This window comes from Pseudoalteromonas sp. APC 3691, assembly GCF_030408135.1.
GTDB lineage: Bacteria > Pseudomonadota > Gammaproteobacteria > Enterobacterales > Alteromonadaceae > Pseudoalteromonas.
Map to the genome: position 1 here is coordinate 14,375 of NZ_JASDCB010000057.1, position 15,413 is coordinate 29,787.

Consider the following 15,413-nt stretch of genomic DNA (forward strand, 5'->3'; position numbering starts at 1 on the left):
TTATCCTACATTCCGTCTCTATCGGCTACCTGATTTAAACCAAAACACTGCTTAGCGGCAGCAACATCAGTTGCTATTTGCGCCGTTAATTGTGTTAATGTCTCGAATTTTTTTTCATTGCGAAGTTTTTTTATTAACTCCACATGCATAAATTGTCCGTAAATATCCTGTGCAAAATCAAAAAGGTGAACTTCTAATAATGCACGAGTTCCATTAAATGTCGGCTTATTACCTACATTTGCAACTCCAAAAATCTGTTTTCCTGCAATCGTTGCTTGCACTGCAAACACCCCGTTGACAGGACACACTTGGCGTTTTAGGGCAATATTTGCCGTTCTAAAACCGAGTTCACGTCCTCTTTTCCAGCCGTGTATAACACGCCCAGAAATAGCATAATCGTGACCAAGCATTATTTTAGCACTTGCTAAGTCACCAGATGCCAAAGCATCTCGTATTAAAGTGCTGCTTACTCTAGCATTTAATTGACGAAAACTCGCGGTGCTTTTTACGTCCATGCCCGCTTGCTTGCCCATGCTAGCAAGTAAGTCAAAGTTACCTTGCCGCTGCTTCCCAAACTTAAAATCATCGCCAACAGTGAGAGCTTTAACACCTAACTTTTTAATCAAAATATCATTAACAAATTGCTCAGCATGCATGTTTGCAAATTGCTGATTAAAGCTAATGCAAATAACTCGCTCAATACCTAAATCACGAAGCAAACGTAGCTTATCTCGTAAGCGTGTTAGCCGTGCTGGTGCATTGTTTTTAGCAAAAAATTCTTGTGGCTGGGGTTCAAATAGCATTACAGTGCTAGGCAAACTATGCGCTTTAGCATCACTAAGTAAGCCTTTTAATACTTCTGCGTGGCCTAAATGAACACCGTCAAAATTACCAATAGTTAACACACAACCAAAGTGGTGTGGGCGAATATTGTGTATACCTCTAATTAACTCCATGCCACCTAATGCCTTGTTTAGCGAGTTATTAATTACGGCTAAAAATTTATTAAAGCCGCAGAGTTGCCGATTATAATCTTTTTTTTAGTTTGATTCAGTAATTGCTACACTTTTTATCGTATTTAGTCTAACGCCCATCAAAAATAGCATTGCAAAGTAGCTAATACCTGCCAAAGCCACTAATACCATTAATAATATTACCTGCTGTGTAAAAGCCCATGTAGCCCAGTAATAGTAACTGCTCACAAACCATGTAACAGCCCCCATAACAATACTTGCAACAACACATTTTAGTGTAAAGCGCATACTCATTGATGAAAACTGATACACATTTTCTTTTTTAAGCTGCCTATACAGCAAAAACGCATTACAACTAGCCGATAGTGAAGTCGCGAGTGCTAAACCTAAATAACCAATGAAAGGAGCCAACATAATATTAAATACCATATTCAGTACTAAGGTGATAATACCAATACGCACCGGCGTTTTTGTGTCTTGACGAGCATAAAAGCCAGGAGCAAGTACTTTAATCAGCATAAAGCTTACAAGCCCTACTGAATACGCGACTACGCCTAAACTTACTGCTTTAACATGATCAACACTGTCTTCTTTAAACGCACCGTGGTCGAACAATACGGTGATAATAAGCGGGCTGATGATCATTAGACCTATCATTGCTGGTAGGCCTAAAAATATAACAAAACGCACCCCCCAGTCGAGGGTATGTTGAAAATCACTGCTTTTTTTACTGCTATGTAACTTAGAGAGCGCCGGTAAAATAACTGTCGCAATACCAATACCAAATAAGCCCAGCGGAAATTCAATTAAACGGTCTGAATAATAAAGCCATGCAATCGAGCCTGTCATCAGTAATGAAGCAATCATGGTATCAAGCAACAAATTAATTTGGCTAATAGATACGCCAAACAAAGCAGGGAGCATAAGTTTACGTACTTTTTTTACGTTTTCGTCTTGCCATGCCCAGCGCGGACGCGCCAACATTTTTGCACGGTATAAAAATGGAAGTTGAAACAATAGCTGTACAACGCCACCAATAAATACGCCAATTGCGAGAGAATAAGCCCCGACACTAAATTTATCATGTAAAAAAATTGCACATGTGATGATAGAAACATTGAGTAGAACTGGTGTAAATGCAGCAACAGCAAAGCGGTTATACACGTTCATTACCGCACCACTGAGCGCAACTAAGCTTACAAAAAACAAATATGGGAATGTAAATTTAAGTAATGAGCTTGCAAGCTCAAATTTTTCGGCATTAGGTCCGCCCTGCCACCAATCTATAAACCAACCAGTGCCAAACAATGCTGCAATAACGGGTGAAGCAACAACACCTATAATAGTGACAACCAGTAAAATGGTTCCTAATGTGCCTGCTGCTTGTGCAACAAAAAGCCTGACCTTGTCGTCGCCTTGCTGTTCTTTAATTTCACTCAGCACGGGTACAAATGCTTGTGCAAAGGCGCCTTCTGCAAATAAACGACGTAAAAAATTAGGAATACGGTTAGCAAATAAAAAAACATCAGCCGCCGCACTTGCGCCTAATAAATTGGCAACGACCGCATCTCGAACGAGCCCTAAAATACGCGATATCATAGTCATACAACTAACAATCATACCGGAGCGAAATAAACCTTTTGACACCTTAAACCTACTCAAAAATCCTCAAGATAGGCGATTATGCCACAGTCTTTTTTATAAATCGCTTTAAAGCACTAGGCTGGGGGTCTGTGCTTTGTTACAATGTCGGTATTAACTGCTAAAGCGGCAAATTGATGCTCGTTATATGGTGCAGTTTTTCTTGGATTGTTAAATTTAAATTGACATCCATGATAGAAACAGGCATATTCCACGGCCTTTAATTTAAGCTTTATTTTAAGATTGTTAGGAGCAAACCTTGGCTAACATCAAGTCTGCAAAAAAACGCGCTATCACAAGCGAAAAAAACCGTCAGCACAACGCAAGCCGTCGTTCAATGATGCGCACTTACTTCAAAAAAGTAATTGTTGCTATTGAAGCGGGCGATAAAGAAGCTGCACAGCAAGCTTTTTCTGTTGCTACACCTATCCTAGACCGTTACGCAACTAAGGGTCTAATTCACAAAAACAAAGCAGCTCGTCATAAGAGCCGTATAGCAGCTAAGATTAAAGCTCTATAATTTGTTTTTGATAGAATATAAAAAACCGGCTTTTGCCGGTTTTTTTTTGTTTAAATTTTAAATGTACTTACTTTATTAGACATTTTCTAAATCTGGATAAAACTTCTTAAGCATTGCCGCTATTTTTTTAGGTGTAAATGGCTTTACTACAAACCCTTTAGCGCCTTTATCAATTGCATCCTTAACATTCTCAATACCTGAATGTGCAGATACCATAACCACATTTGTCTCTGGGCTTAATTCATTGATTTGTGCAATCAAATCTTTACCATCACCGTCTGGCAATTCAATGTCTAAAAAAATGATATTATAATTTGCAGCTTGGCACTCACTAATACATTGTGAGGCAGTAGATGCTTCCTTTACGTTATCTATCCCTAAGTGCATGAGCGTTTGACTCAAAAAACTACGCACTGTGCTAACGTCATCTACAATTAAAATTGATAGCTGCGTATTCATCTTTATTCCTCGTAGGCTATAAGCTAACTTTAAGTTATCATAATAATTAGCTTAGTATATAAATTTACTCATTTAATTATAGAGACCTACGGAAAAAAGGCCAGATTTGCTTTATGTCTAAAACCCCAAATAAACAATCGTTGCTAGGTAAAGCACCGGCTAGAAAAAACACAGCGCAAAAAAGAAAACCACAGCGTTCTACTCAGCGCCCTTCACCGGCAGAGTTAAATTCCAGTGCAAAGAATGATACAAGCCAAAAAACAACGCAAAAAAAAGGACTGTTTATATCACTCGCTGTCGTTGCTGTAATAATTTTAGCTTTTCCAAAACCTACCTTACTCACCTATAAAAAATTAGGGATGGTAAGTGAGAGTGTTTACTGGCCCGGATTCTTTGGCAAGGGGGCTACTTTAATTGATTCAAACCTACACCCCACCTATGATTCTAGCCGTGAGTCCCTTTATTTATGCAGTGACTTACAAAAACCGCAGAGCTGCCAAAAGTATCAAGTAATTGCTGATAATGGTTTATTTTCAGCAATCGGCAGCTACTTTTAGCATTAAAAAAACTAATCTGAAAATTTAAAATTACTTGGTTGAAAGGTGCGCAAAAGATCAACATAATGGCGCTCCTTTTTTCAACAACTGAACTATTGAAACGACCATGCTAAACGAGCTAGATTGGCTTTTAAATACTACACTACTTGCACTAGGTTTAGGTGCATTCTTTATTAACCAGATAACACTGCTGCGCGTTGCCGCCATTAGTGCGTGTGGTTTATTATTCTTATCATTTAGCTTAGATCTTATGTCGTCGAGTGTTATTTCAAATATGAGTTTAGTGTTGATCAATACTTTTTACTTGTTTAAAGTTTATACATTTGGGCAGTTTAATGTAACCCAAAGTTAACAACTTTTCCCTAGAATATTTAATAGCCCAGCATTGCTGGGCTTTTTTATTAATAATTCAAAAATATTAAAAAGCACTTTGAACCAAGGTGAAAATTAGAACTTCAAGCGACACGCCAACACTACTGTGAAAGTAGTGCTAGTGGGCTGCAAAAAAATGATGCGAAGAAGCACGAAAACTGAGGAATACATAGTAAGTAAAGTTAGTCCGCTACTGTTAACTCGCTTTTGGTTTGTATTTTAGATGGATTATCTTCAGCGTTAGCCTGATTAAACCAAGCTGAAACACCTAGTATAATAATTGAAACAATAACTAGGCTTAATTTAACGCCACTTTGACTCGATTTCATAACACCCTCTTTATATTTTTATTAGTGAGAATACCTTTTACACTAATGAAAATTACAAATGTTAACAAGCTGTTTTTTAAACTAATTAGCTATCAGCTAATAACCTTTAGTTCTATCTACTGAATTATTGAGTGCTAAGCCCTTATTCAAACGTTCAATATTATCGGCTATTTGGTCTATAACACTATTTAAATCAGAAATCGCCGCGCAATGTGGTGTAAGCGTTATTTTGGGGCTCCCCCAGTAGGGGTGATTCGACGCTAAAGGTTCTTGATCAAATACGTCGAGTGTAGCTGCGCGTAAGCTATCGTTATTTAATGCACTTAGTAAGTCTAGTTCAACAACATGAGCACCACGTGCCACATTAATAACAACAGCATGTGAAGGTAGCTTAGCGAGCATTGAGTGATTAATAATGCCTGTCGTTGCTTGCGTAAGGGGTAATAGACATACAAGGTAGTCAACCTCAGGAAGCATACAATTAAGGCCTTCCTCGCCATAAAAAATTTCGACATTAGTTGCGCTTTTATTACTTTGCGTCCAAGCACTTACCTTAAAGCCATTATTTATAAGCTTTTGCGCGCATGCTTTACCTAATTCACCAAACCCAAGTATGCCGACATGTTTATTACTATGTGCCCGCTTTGGCTTCCATGTTTGCTGTGTTTGTTTAATGTAATACTCTTTTAAACGTAACTTTTGAGCTAACACATGTGTCAGTACATATTCCGCCATATCTTCAGCTAGTTGATTGTCAACAATGCGGACTACTTCAACACTTTCGTCGAGTAATGTTAAATCGATACTGTCTACGCCAGCACCAAATGACGACACAGCCTTTAAGTTAGGTAGCTGTGGCCACATAGATTCTGGCGCTTTCCACGCAAGTACAAAATCCACATCATGTGCGTTTTTGCAATCAGGCCATTGCTCTATCAGCGTATTTGGTAATCGCTCTTGTAACTTCGTCATTAGTTTTGTGTTGTCACGCCCAGTAATAGCAACTAATACAGACATAAATTCTCCTAACAATACACTGTTTATAAGTTTGCACTTTAAAAAGTCACACTACTGCAAAGTAACTGTCACACCCTTTTTTTAATCTTACATGTATGGCGAATTGGCCAAACGGAATATGAGGTTAATATGATAAGTGTTGATAAAGTAATTGCTGCAAACTTACCACAACTAGAGAACTCTCCTAAAGTAAAAGGTTTAGTAAAAAAAGGTCTAGGCTACTTATTGCATGAACAGGAGTTTGTTGCTTTTGGTGATGCCTACCCTCACCTACAAGGATTAGAATTTGTTGAACAAGTGCTTGATGAACTCAATTTTGATACCCGCTATAAACCTAAGCAGATAGAGCACATTCCTAACGAGGGTAAACTTGTTATCGTTGCGAATCACCCTATTGGTTCATTAGATGCTCTAGCACTCATTAAAGTACTTTCAACTGTAAGACAAGATTTAAAAGTAGTGGCAAACCGCATGTTGATGTCGGTTACCCCAATGCACTCACTTTTACTCCCCGTAGATAACTTATCAGGCATGAGCAATAAACAAGAGCTTAGTAATATACAAAACCATTTAAAAGACGAAGGTGCATTACTTATATTTCCGGCAGGAGAAGTATCGCGATTAAGGCCAACAGGCATTAAAGACTGCAAATGGAATAGTGGTTTTTTACGTATGGCAAAAAAAGCTAACTGCCCTATCTTACCTATTTATATTAAAGCCAAAAACAGTCCACTTTTTTATGGCACATCAATGATTTATAAACCTTTGGCAAGTTTACTATTAGTGGCCGAAATGTTTAAGCAGCGCCAAAAATCTTTAGAGTTTGAGATTGGCGCCTCTATCCCTCCTGAATCTTACTTAATAGAAAATCTTAAAGATAAAGAAGTTGTAAACCTCATCCGTAAACAGCTTTATAGGCTTACAACAAAAAAAGCTCTGCCGCTAAAAACACAAACACCTATCGCTGTTCCCGAGTGCCGCAAGGAGCTAAAAAAAGCAATTGAGCAATGCCAGCTACTTGGTAAAACACAAGACGGTATGCATATTCATCTATACCAGTATGTAGGTAGCTCACCTATTTTTAGAGAGTTAGGGCGCCTGAGAGAAATCGCGTTTAGAGCGGTAGGTGAAGGTAGCGGTAAACGTCGTGATATAGATAAATACGATATGGATTACCAGCACCTTGTACTGTGGGACCCCATGCAACTAGAACTGGTAGGTGCTTATCGATTAGCCTGCGCACAAGAGATAATACAAAAGCACGGCCGCAAAGGTTTATATACTGATAGCTTATTTTCTTACACCGACGATATGGCCCCTTACCTACAACAAGGAATTGAGCTTGGTCGCAGCTTTGTGCAGCCTAAATATTGGGGACGTAAAAGCCTCGATTATTTATGGTATGGCATTGGCGCTTTTATCAAAAACTATCCACAGTACAGATACTTGTTTGGTGCTGTAAGTGTATCAAACGCTCTACCCGAGCAAGCAAAGGCCATGCTCGTTTATTATTATCAGCATTATTATAAAAGTGGCATTGAATTAGCTACGCCTAATAATGAGTTTAAGTTAACTGAGCAACAGCTAACTCAGTGCCATACTCTTTTTAACGGAGATGACGTTAAAGAGGATTTTGTAGAGTTAAAACATGTGTTAGCAAATATGAGTGCTCAAGTGCCTACTTTATTTAAGCAATACACTGAACTTTGTAAACCAGGTGGAGTGCAATTTTTAAGCTTTAGTATTGATCCCGATTTCAATAATTGTATTGATGGATTGGTATTGGTCGATCTTGAAAATGTAAAAGAAAATAAAGCCAAACGTTATTTAGAATAACCAACAAGAAGTGAGTCCTTATATCTATAAAGTACTCTATTTATATTTAATTATTAATAAATACTTGCTCAAGTAAAGTTGTATAAATAGCTTCAATTTTAAGTAAATCACTAATAGATACATGTTCGTTAACTTGATGAATCGTATTGTTTCGTACACCACATTCAATGACTTGAGTATGGGGGCTGGCAAAAAATCGTCCATCTGATGTCCCCCCATTTGTACTTAGTAATGGGTGACTTGATGTGTTTTTATAAATAGCCTGCTCAATATGAGTAAGTAAACTCCATCCCGTATTATGGCTTGTGTAATAAGGCTCGCATGGGCGTTCCCACTCAATCGTAAAATGCTCAGCAAACTTGTTTAGGGTCTTCATTAATTGCGTTTTAACTGCTGCGCTACTGTAACCATGGCTATAACGTACATTAAATGTGATTTCACAATGACTTGGCACTAAATTATCGACCACATTATTTATGTTAATTCCAGTCACTTGCAGTGTGGTTTTTGAGCTAGCCACATCGAGTAACCAGGTCTGTTCACTCAAGCTATTTACTATTTTTGCAGCAATATGAGCAGCATTGAGTGTGTTTTGAGGATAAGCTACATGACCTGCCTTACCAGTAACTAAAATCCGAGCTGAAAGCGCACCACGACGGCCATTCTTAACGGTGTCACCAACTTGTGCCACACTTGTTGGCTCCCCCACAATACAGCCATCTAATATAACACCTTGCTTGGCAAGCTTATTAACTATTTCTTGAGTGCCAAATTCAGCCTCTCCCTCTTCATCTGACGTGATAAGCCAGTAAAGAGTCCCTGCTTTAGCTGATTTACTATCAATTAATTTTTTTGTGGCACTCAACATAGCAGCAACACCACCTTTCATATCGGTTGCTCCTCTACCGTATATTGCACCATTTAGCACTCGCCCTTCAAAAGGAGGACTTAGCCAACCGCTACTTGTTGCTGGTACTACATCAATGTGCCCTGAAAAAGCAACACATGGGCCTTCTTTGAATTTTATGCAGGCAATTAAATTAGTTACACCATTTATAGTAAATTGCTCGCAACTTAAACCTAAATCCACCAATTTATCTGCAAGCCAATCAATTGCACCCGCTTGATTAGGGGTTACTGATTCAAAGCGAATTAGTGTTTGTAAGTGCTTTACAACTTCTTTTTGAATATCCGTTGTTTTTGATTTTTTTTCAAATGCTTCTAAAAACATGGTAAGCACACTTTATTATTTAATGTACCTTTATTAAAACGTGAGTTTATGACTAAGCGATGTCAGCCTTAATACATTCATATGACTGTTAATGAAATATATATGTCAATCGTTACAAAGACAGAACGACACTAAAATTAATCTAAATCAATAAAACAATTCACAAGGTTAAAATATTTTTTAAACTTTGATCTAGAACAGGTTTTCATTTTTATTGCTCGGTAATAATAGCGCCAATTAAACAGTAGTTCTTGGAGAACAACATGAAAACCCAAATTAGCATCGCATTATTAACCTCTTTATTAGCAATCTCTCCAGCTGCACACGCTAACTTTAGCGTAAATGTTGGCGCTATTAACGTAAATCCAGATAACAGTAGCTCAGCAATTAATGAGGCGCCGACACTGGGTCTTAAAGGTGATTCAGATACCCAACTAGGTATCACAGTAGATTATGCTTTTAACGATCAATGGGTGTTGGAACTGATAGCAGCAACACCGTTTTCACACGATGTGAATGGTGCCGGAGGCTTAGCTGGCAACAAAATTGCTGATATAAAACAACTTCCGCCGTCTTTAGTTGCGCAATATCACTTTTTAGATACCAGCTATGCGCTAAGACCTTTTATAGGCGTAGGCATAAACTACACTGCATTTTTTGATGAGCAACCTTCTCAAGCACTTAAAACGACGCTAGGAACAGACGATGTAGAAGTAAAGCTAGATGATTCGTTTGGCTTTATGGCTCAGGTAGGTGCTAACTATAAAATTGATAAAAACTGGGGTTTACACGCTATGGTATCAATTATGGATATTGATACCGATGCCACTGTTTATGCAAATGGTGCAAAAGCACTTACATCAACTGTTGAGCTTGACCCCGTTGTTGCTATGTTCGGTGTTAGATACAGCTTTTAAAGCATATATAAAATAGTACGTAGTTACCCAATTACAATGTGTGTTAAAAGGCCGAAAGGCCTTTTTTTCATTTGGAGAGTATTAATTACCTTGGTAAGTTACTTAACTTTTTCTGCTCTAGCATTTCTTTCCAGTGCATTACTTCACTTGGCAATATAGGTGTTTGCCCATCAAAACCAGCAACCTCAAGCATTTCTTCAATACTTATAATACCCTTTTTACTTTTAAATACACCGCGTACATAAGCAATAGCATGTAGGCCTCGTTCTGAGTGAAACTTTTGCTCAATATAAAAGTATTTATGATCCCAGCCCACTAACTTGGTGCTTATTGTATATCGCTGCATAGGTTTAATATCGCGGATATAAGTTATGGCCGTTGCGTTAACAATGGGAAACCAACGACGCTTCATTATTTGCTTTAATAAGCCAACTCGTTCTGTCATCCAAGTACGAGATAAGTCCATCATCGCAAGGTAACGTGAGTTCGTTAAATGTAAATTAATGTCGCAATCAGTAGGTAAAGCTTTGTAATCAATATCTACCGTATCAAGTAAATTTTGATATTGCTTGTTACGTTTAATTTTAAAAAACAATAATAAAAGTCGAATATATAAGTTCACAAAAAAGGTCTTACCAGTTAAATTTATTCGAGTGTAGCATAGCCTCTTGCGAAGACGAATATTCTACTTTAATCTTAAATCATTATTATAATAAAAAGATAACTCATGAAATCAAAACGTAAAATTATCACTGCGCTAGCTTTATTAATACCTAGTTATAGTGCGTTTGCCGACTTTTCATTACCAGGTAAAGGCTCTGTTACTTACCCTACCGGTGTAGTTAAAGAGTTTAAATTTGGTTTTGAATGGCAACAAAAAGCTGAAAAATTCATTATTGGCTCTAAAAGTTATAATATGGAGCAGATCCCTAGTTCTTATTCAGTTGCTATAACGCTTTCAAAAGATGACAGCCAAGTATGGGTGCAAGAATTTAATAATGGGTTTATTAAAGAATTTGAATGGCAAATTGGCGAACACAAGGTCACTTTAAAGAAGCAGCAATTTAGCGACCCCGTAAAAGGCGATTATGTTATTGAACTTAATGGCCGTAGCTATTTTTTCACTCGTAATAACGCCAGTATTGTAATGAACTTTAATGAAGAAGGTATTGAGACGATTGCAATTGATGGGGTTACAAAAAATATGGGGACTAAAAATTAGTCCCCATATTTTAATGTCTTTATGTTAATTACACTTTTACTGTTTTTCGGTTAATACCGTAATCACGTAATTTGTTAGCTACAGCGGTGTGACTTAGGCCCAATCGCTTAGCTAACTGGCGTGAGCTTGGATAAGCTGGGTAGAGTTTACGAAGTAAGGTCGCTTCAAAACGTTTAACCGCTTGATCTAACGAACCTTCAAAATCAGACTCTAAATACCCTAAATCGTGAGTAAAAGTGGGTAACTGTAAATGCTCTACGCGAAGCTCGCTATCATCTAGTAACGACACTGCACGGTAAATTGCATTTTCAAGCTGGCGCACATTTCCTGGCCACGGATACTCTTGTAAAAAGCTCAAACACTCTTGTGATAAAACAGGAATTGCATGACCATTTTGTTGCGCGTATTTTTGAATAAAATGCTCTGCAAGTGGTCCTACATCCGCTTTTCTATCTCTTAGTGGTGCTATTTCTAAAGTAAGCACGTTTATACGGTAATATAAGTCTTCTCTAAAAACCCCTTCTTGTACCATTGCAGGTAAGTCTTTTTGAGTAGCAGCAACAATACGTACATTTACTTTAACTTCGTTCTCATCGCCTACTTTTCTAAACGTACCATCTTGTAAAAAACGCAGTAACTTAGTTTGTAGTTGAGTCGACATTTCGCCAACTTCATCTAAAAATACAGTTCCACCATCGGCTTGCTCTAATACACCGCGCTTTGGCGCTGCGTTTTCTTCGTACCCGGCATAACCAAATAATTCAGACTCAGCAACATCATCAGGAAGTGAAGCACACGACAGCGCAATAAAAGGCTTAACAGAGCGATTAGATGCGTAATGGCACGCCCTAGCTAATAACTCTTTACCTGTACCAGTTTCACCAGTAATCAAAATAGGGGCTTCTAGTTGCGCCATTTTGCGTGCTTCGCGCACAACTCGGCGCATTGCCGTACTAAAGTTATGAATAGTAGCAAAGCTTTCTTGCCCGTAGCGTCTAAATGCACTGACCTGCTGCCCTAAGCGACTTTGCGATTTAATGTTAATAACCGCACCCGCAAGCACATCACCTTCACTACCTTGAGGGACTGCAATTGGTAAAATGTCTGCAATAAAATCCTCACCCGCCACTTCAACGCGTGTGGTTTGCCCGAGCACTTCTTTACCTTCTAGCCAACGTGTAAAGTTAAACCCTTTAAGTAAGTTATTAATATTTGCACCAATAACTTCTTTTTCAATTAACTGTAAGTCCTTACATGCTGCATCGTTGCATAAGCGTACCCAACCTTTAGCATCAATAGAGATAACGCCATCAGGCAATGCACGTAGCAAAGTATTTAATTCGTTGTGTTCACGCTCAGATGGTAAAAACGCAGTGGTACGCACGTCATGTACGCCGTCGATTAAACGTATCGATGGCATAATTTTTTGAAATTGTTCAAATTCTATTTCGGGAAAACTAACGTACATACGACAATTTACAGAATCAACTTCAATTCCTTTTAGATCAACGCTGTAGTTAACTAATATATTAAGGATTTCTTGAGCAATACCAATTCGATCAGCACAGTGAATATCTAGACGCATACATCCTCAAAGAAGGAAAAACTATATTAGCTGAATAATACGCTAAGTCGCTTTGAGAAGGTAGCTTATTGTAAACATTTTTGGACAAAACAGACTGCGAAAGCGATAAGTTGAAATGTAACTAAATGAAGAAAAGTAGCACTGATATTTAACTATACCAGTGCTATTTGTTAAATCTTATTATGTGACTACTTACCTTGTGGGTAAGCAGACCAATCACCACCATCTAATTGTATAAATGGTCTTTGGTTAACATACATCATTATTGTGCCTTCGTTTTCAGCAACCTTAGGTGCTGTAGGTAGGTTTTCAAGCAAATTAGCAACACTATTATTCCCACCAAATACATCAGTTTGCAGCGCCTTACTGACCAGCTCTGAAAGCGCAAAGTAACTTGTTGAATCATCAACTACAATTTGCGAGTAGTTTTGTACGTCTGGGCCTATAAATTTAATTGCTACAAGTACCGACACAATTGCTGGGCTTGGGATTTCACGTAAACCTGCAAACTGTACTTTGTCACATTTTAAATTAGCGCCGTGTTCAGGCACTATCATTAACATAACGTTGCGACCGCGTTTTTCTAATTTTTTTACAAATTGGTTAATATCAGCAAACAAGTTTTTATGTCTGATTGGGTATGTCTCTTTACTATTAACCCTTGGTTGATTCTCTAGCTGATTACCATCATGTAAACTTGTGGTGTTGTAGTACATCGCACACGGCTTACAATCATCAGCTTGCTCTAACCAACCATCCAGCACAGCTTCATCTGAGTAAATAGGACTATTATCAAAACCTCGTAGCGCCACTGGCATTGAATCGATATTAAATGGCGTGCTATCTAGACCACCGTACTTATTTATTAAGCCTTTAAACTCATCAAAATGTCCGTCGTGATTCATCACAACATTGTTTTGATAACCTAGTTTCTCTAGGTTTTTAAACAAGTGACATTGTTCAGGTGCCTCTTTAAATAATGCTGTTTGACTCGTTTGCCCACAACTAGCGCGCAGCAGTCTTACCGCAGCGGGTCCACTGTATGACGTAGCCGAGTTAAAGTCTGAAAACACCACATCAAAGTCTTTATACATATCAGTAACACTTACACCAATAGCATTTAAATCAGCAACAGCCATTGAGCATATGTTCAAAATAATTACATCAAACAGCTCACCATTCACTTGGTTTGGAAAGTGGCTCATTAGTAAGCTTTGTTGTTGGTAAAAATCAGCGAGCTTTTGATCAGAAGATTGCGCTGCCTGAGTGATCACTTGCGTTTGAGGATTACTCTGATTTTGAGTAACCGGTTCAGGGTTTGCCACATTATTAACGAATTGTGATTGAGAGTTATTTCCTTGCCACCCTACAACTAACAGCCCAACAATAGTCACGGTGGTAAAGCGTATCCATTGCGATGTATACCAAAAACACACACTAATTACGAACAGAGCCAACAACATATCAACGCTAATAACTCGGGTTAATAGCTCGATAAAGTAACCAAAACTAAAATCTTGAACGTTACCGGCTTGTTTAGTCAACCTGTTTATTGGTGGCAACCATGAATCTTGATACAGTAACACCACAGCAAACACAGCACCTACTATATGTTTTGCCTTCTCTATTAATGGCTGTTTAAATTTAATCGCAAGCAATGCAGCAAAAGCGGCATTAGTTAGTACGTTAAAATCAATTGCACCGTAATAAAACAGAGCAAACTTAACTAAAAAATAAAGGTTCCAAACCCCTAAACCTGATAATTTCACTGCTTATCCTTTTTTACTGTATTTGGTGTATAAGGCTCTAGTACTTCATGTTTAAAAGTAAGCTTATAATAATATTTTGTTATTTGAGATAAAATGTATTTGCCTAGCATACAAAGCACCGCGCCAAGCACCATTGCAAGAAACACGGTAATTAAAAGCTGATTCATACTCATAAGTTATCTCTTAGTTTCATTATAAAAGGCTTAGCATCTGGGCGGCTTTTACTAGAAAATTCTGGGGTGTTAATATTTTCAGTAACGCTGTTTGCTATATCAGGTGCAAATTTATAGCTATCATTCTCAGCAAGTTTTTGCGAGAAATCTACAACACTCTTACCTTTATAAAATCGCCTTAACTGTTTACATTCTTGTTGAATGTAAAAGTGGTCAGAAATTATATTTTGCTGTACAAAAAAATCGCTCGTTTTTAATTTAAACAAATGCTTAATTGCATTATCAACGTCATTTTCTCTACAAGCATGCAAATATAAATAAACTGTATTATCTGCAATGCTAAATACATCACCTTCGCGCTTAATATGAAATAAATGCAAAGGATGAATAGGGTCAATTCTTGGTAGTAGCTCAAGTTTCACTAGCACACCACTAACACCTAAATTAACGGCTGAGTCACTTATGACGCGCGTTGGGGCGATGATTTTGTTTATCGATTAAAAACCGGTGTTTCGTACTCGCAAACAAAAACTCAATCTATTGATTTTTTCCCTAATGATGGCGATTTGCAAATAGCTGCATATGATAGAGAGTCAATAACAGGTGTTGATCCTGTATTTGAAGGTGAAACAAGTTCTGGTGTTTCGTATAATCTTGAAGGTAGTTTTGAGTATAGAATATCGCCTAAAGTATCCCCAGAATTAGCCTTTACATATCAATGAACTAACAGTATTAAAAAATGTGGGTAGTGAGGGAACATTCATGGTGTTTTGTGATCTTATGAATCGCTTAAAAACAACAGAACTAAACA

Annotated in this window: 15 protein-coding genes and 2 pseudogenes; 7 read left to right on the forward strand and 10 right to left on the reverse strand. The window is 37.8% G+C overall.

Annotated features, from left to right (window positions below; genetic code table 11):
- Positions 1-5: 5 nt before the first annotated feature.
- Positions 6-956, reverse strand: coding sequence for a bifunctional riboflavin kinase/FAD synthetase (gene ribF / locus QL998_RS15835; protein WP_076925461.1), 951 nt, complete (start codon positions 954-956; stop codon positions 6-8).
- 84 nt (positions 957-1,040) lie between these two features.
- Positions 1,041-2,621 (reverse strand): murein biosynthesis integral membrane protein MurJ, encoded by a 1,581-nt coding sequence (gene murJ, locus QL998_RS15840; RefSeq protein ID WP_290193044.1) that lies wholly within the window; start codon positions 2,619-2,621, stop codon positions 1,041-1,043.
- Positions 2,622-2,874: 253 nt separating this feature from the next.
- On the opposite strand from murJ, the gene rpsT reads away from it, so the two are divergent.
- Entirely contained in the window at positions 2,875-3,135 is a 261-nt protein-coding gene (rpsT, locus tag QL998_RS15845) for a 30S ribosomal protein S20 (RefSeq protein WP_002958225.1), read from the forward strand.
- Between the two features lie 75 nt (positions 3,136-3,210).
- On the opposite strand, the gene QL998_RS15850 is transcribed toward rpsT, so the two are convergent.
- Positions 3,211-3,594: a response regulator gene (locus QL998_RS15850; RefSeq protein WP_002958224.1), complete on the reverse strand. Its 384-nt coding sequence runs from the start codon at positions 3,592-3,594 to the stop codon at positions 3,211-3,213.
- Between the two features lie 113 nt (positions 3,595-3,707).
- On the opposite strand from QL998_RS15850, the gene QL998_RS15855 reads away from it, so the two are divergent.
- Both QL998_RS15855 and QL998_RS15860 read left to right on the forward strand, forming a co-directional pair.
- The gene (locus QL998_RS15855; RefSeq protein ID WP_182196041.1) at positions 3,708-4,151 is read left to right on the forward strand and encodes a hypothetical protein; all 444 of its coding nucleotides are present in this window, start codon (positions 3,708-3,710) and stop codon (positions 4,149-4,151) included.
- 106 nt (positions 4,152-4,257) lie between these two features.
- Entirely contained in the window at positions 4,258-4,503 is a 246-nt protein-coding gene (locus QL998_RS15860; RefSeq protein WP_002958222.1) for a hypothetical protein, read from the forward strand.
- Positions 4,504-4,705: 202 nt separating this feature from the next.
- Here the strand turns inward: QL998_RS15860 and QL998_RS15865 are convergent, their stop codons facing one another.
- Both QL998_RS15865 and QL998_RS15870 read right to left on the reverse strand, forming a co-directional pair.
- Positions 4,706-4,852 (reverse strand): hypothetical protein, encoded by a 147-nt coding sequence (locus QL998_RS15865; protein ID WP_171972335.1) that lies wholly within the window; start codon positions 4,850-4,852, stop codon positions 4,706-4,708.
- 96 nt (positions 4,853-4,948) lie between these two features.
- Positions 4,949-5,869, reverse strand: a complete 921-nt coding sequence (locus tag QL998_RS15870; protein ID WP_182196044.1) for a glyoxylate/hydroxypyruvate reductase A — start codon at positions 5,867-5,869, stop codon at positions 4,949-4,951.
- A gap of 129 nt (positions 5,870-5,998) precedes the next feature.
- Here QL998_RS15870 and QL998_RS15875 point away from each other — a divergent pair, with 129 nt between their 5' ends.
- The gene (locus tag QL998_RS15875) at positions 5,999-7,705 is read left to right on the forward strand and encodes a lysophospholipid acyltransferase family protein (protein WP_290193045.1); all 1,707 of its coding nucleotides are present in this window, start codon (positions 5,999-6,001) and stop codon (positions 7,703-7,705) included.
- 46 nt (positions 7,706-7,751) lie between these two features.
- Here the strand turns inward: QL998_RS15875 and dapE are convergent, their stop codons facing one another.
- Positions 7,752-8,936 carry a succinyl-diaminopimelate desuccinylase gene (gene dapE / locus QL998_RS15880; protein WP_182196049.1) on the reverse strand — a complete coding sequence of 395 codons (1,185 nt, stop codon included), beginning with the start codon at positions 8,934-8,936 and terminating at the stop codon, positions 7,752-7,754.
- A 263-nt stretch (positions 8,937-9,199) separates the two neighbouring features.
- Here dapE and QL998_RS15885 point away from each other — a divergent pair, with 263 nt between their 5' ends.
- Entirely contained in the window at positions 9,200-9,853 is a 654-nt protein-coding gene (locus tag QL998_RS15885) for an OmpW family outer membrane protein (RefSeq protein WP_076925456.1), read from the forward strand.
- An 85-nt stretch (positions 9,854-9,938) separates the two neighbouring features.
- Here QL998_RS15885 and QL998_RS15890 read toward each other — a convergent pair whose 3' ends face one another.
- Positions 9,939-10,475, reverse strand: a complete 537-nt coding sequence (locus QL998_RS15890; RefSeq protein WP_024603739.1) for a thioesterase family protein — start codon at positions 10,473-10,475, stop codon at positions 9,939-9,941.
- Between the two features lie 105 nt (positions 10,476-10,580).
- Here QL998_RS15890 and QL998_RS15895 point away from each other — a divergent pair, with 105 nt between their 5' ends.
- Positions 10,581-11,075 (forward strand): hypothetical protein, encoded by a 495-nt coding sequence (locus tag QL998_RS15895; protein ID WP_024603740.1) that lies wholly within the window; start codon positions 10,581-10,583, stop codon positions 11,073-11,075.
- 28 nt (positions 11,076-11,103) lie between these two features.
- Here the strand turns inward: QL998_RS15895 and tyrR are convergent, their stop codons facing one another.
- From tyrR to QL998_RS15910, 3 genes and pseudogenes are all read right to left on the reverse strand, one after another.
- Complete coding sequence (tyrR, locus tag QL998_RS15900; protein ID WP_002958215.1) at positions 11,104-12,660, reverse strand: transcriptional regulator TyrR; 1,557 nt, start codon at positions 12,658-12,660, stop codon at positions 11,104-11,106.
- A 188-nt stretch (positions 12,661-12,848) separates the two neighbouring features.
- Positions 12,849-14,429: a cellulose biosynthesis protein BcsG gene (bcsG, locus tag QL998_RS15905; RefSeq protein ID WP_290193046.1), complete on the reverse strand. Its 1,581-nt coding sequence runs from the start codon at positions 14,427-14,429 to the stop codon at positions 12,849-12,851.
- A gap of 169 nt (positions 14,430-14,598) precedes the next feature.
- Positions 14,599-15,063 (reverse strand): annotated as a pseudogene (locus QL998_RS15910) (BcsE family c-di-GMP-binding protein); the annotation flags it as partial.
- A 54-nt stretch (positions 15,064-15,117) separates the two neighbouring features.
- Here QL998_RS15910 and QL998_RS15915 point away from each other — a divergent pair.
- Positions 15,118-15,324: pseudogene (locus tag QL998_RS15915) on the forward strand (cellulose synthase subunit BcsC-related outer membrane protein); the annotation flags it as partial.
- Positions 15,325-15,413: the final 89 nt, after the last annotated feature.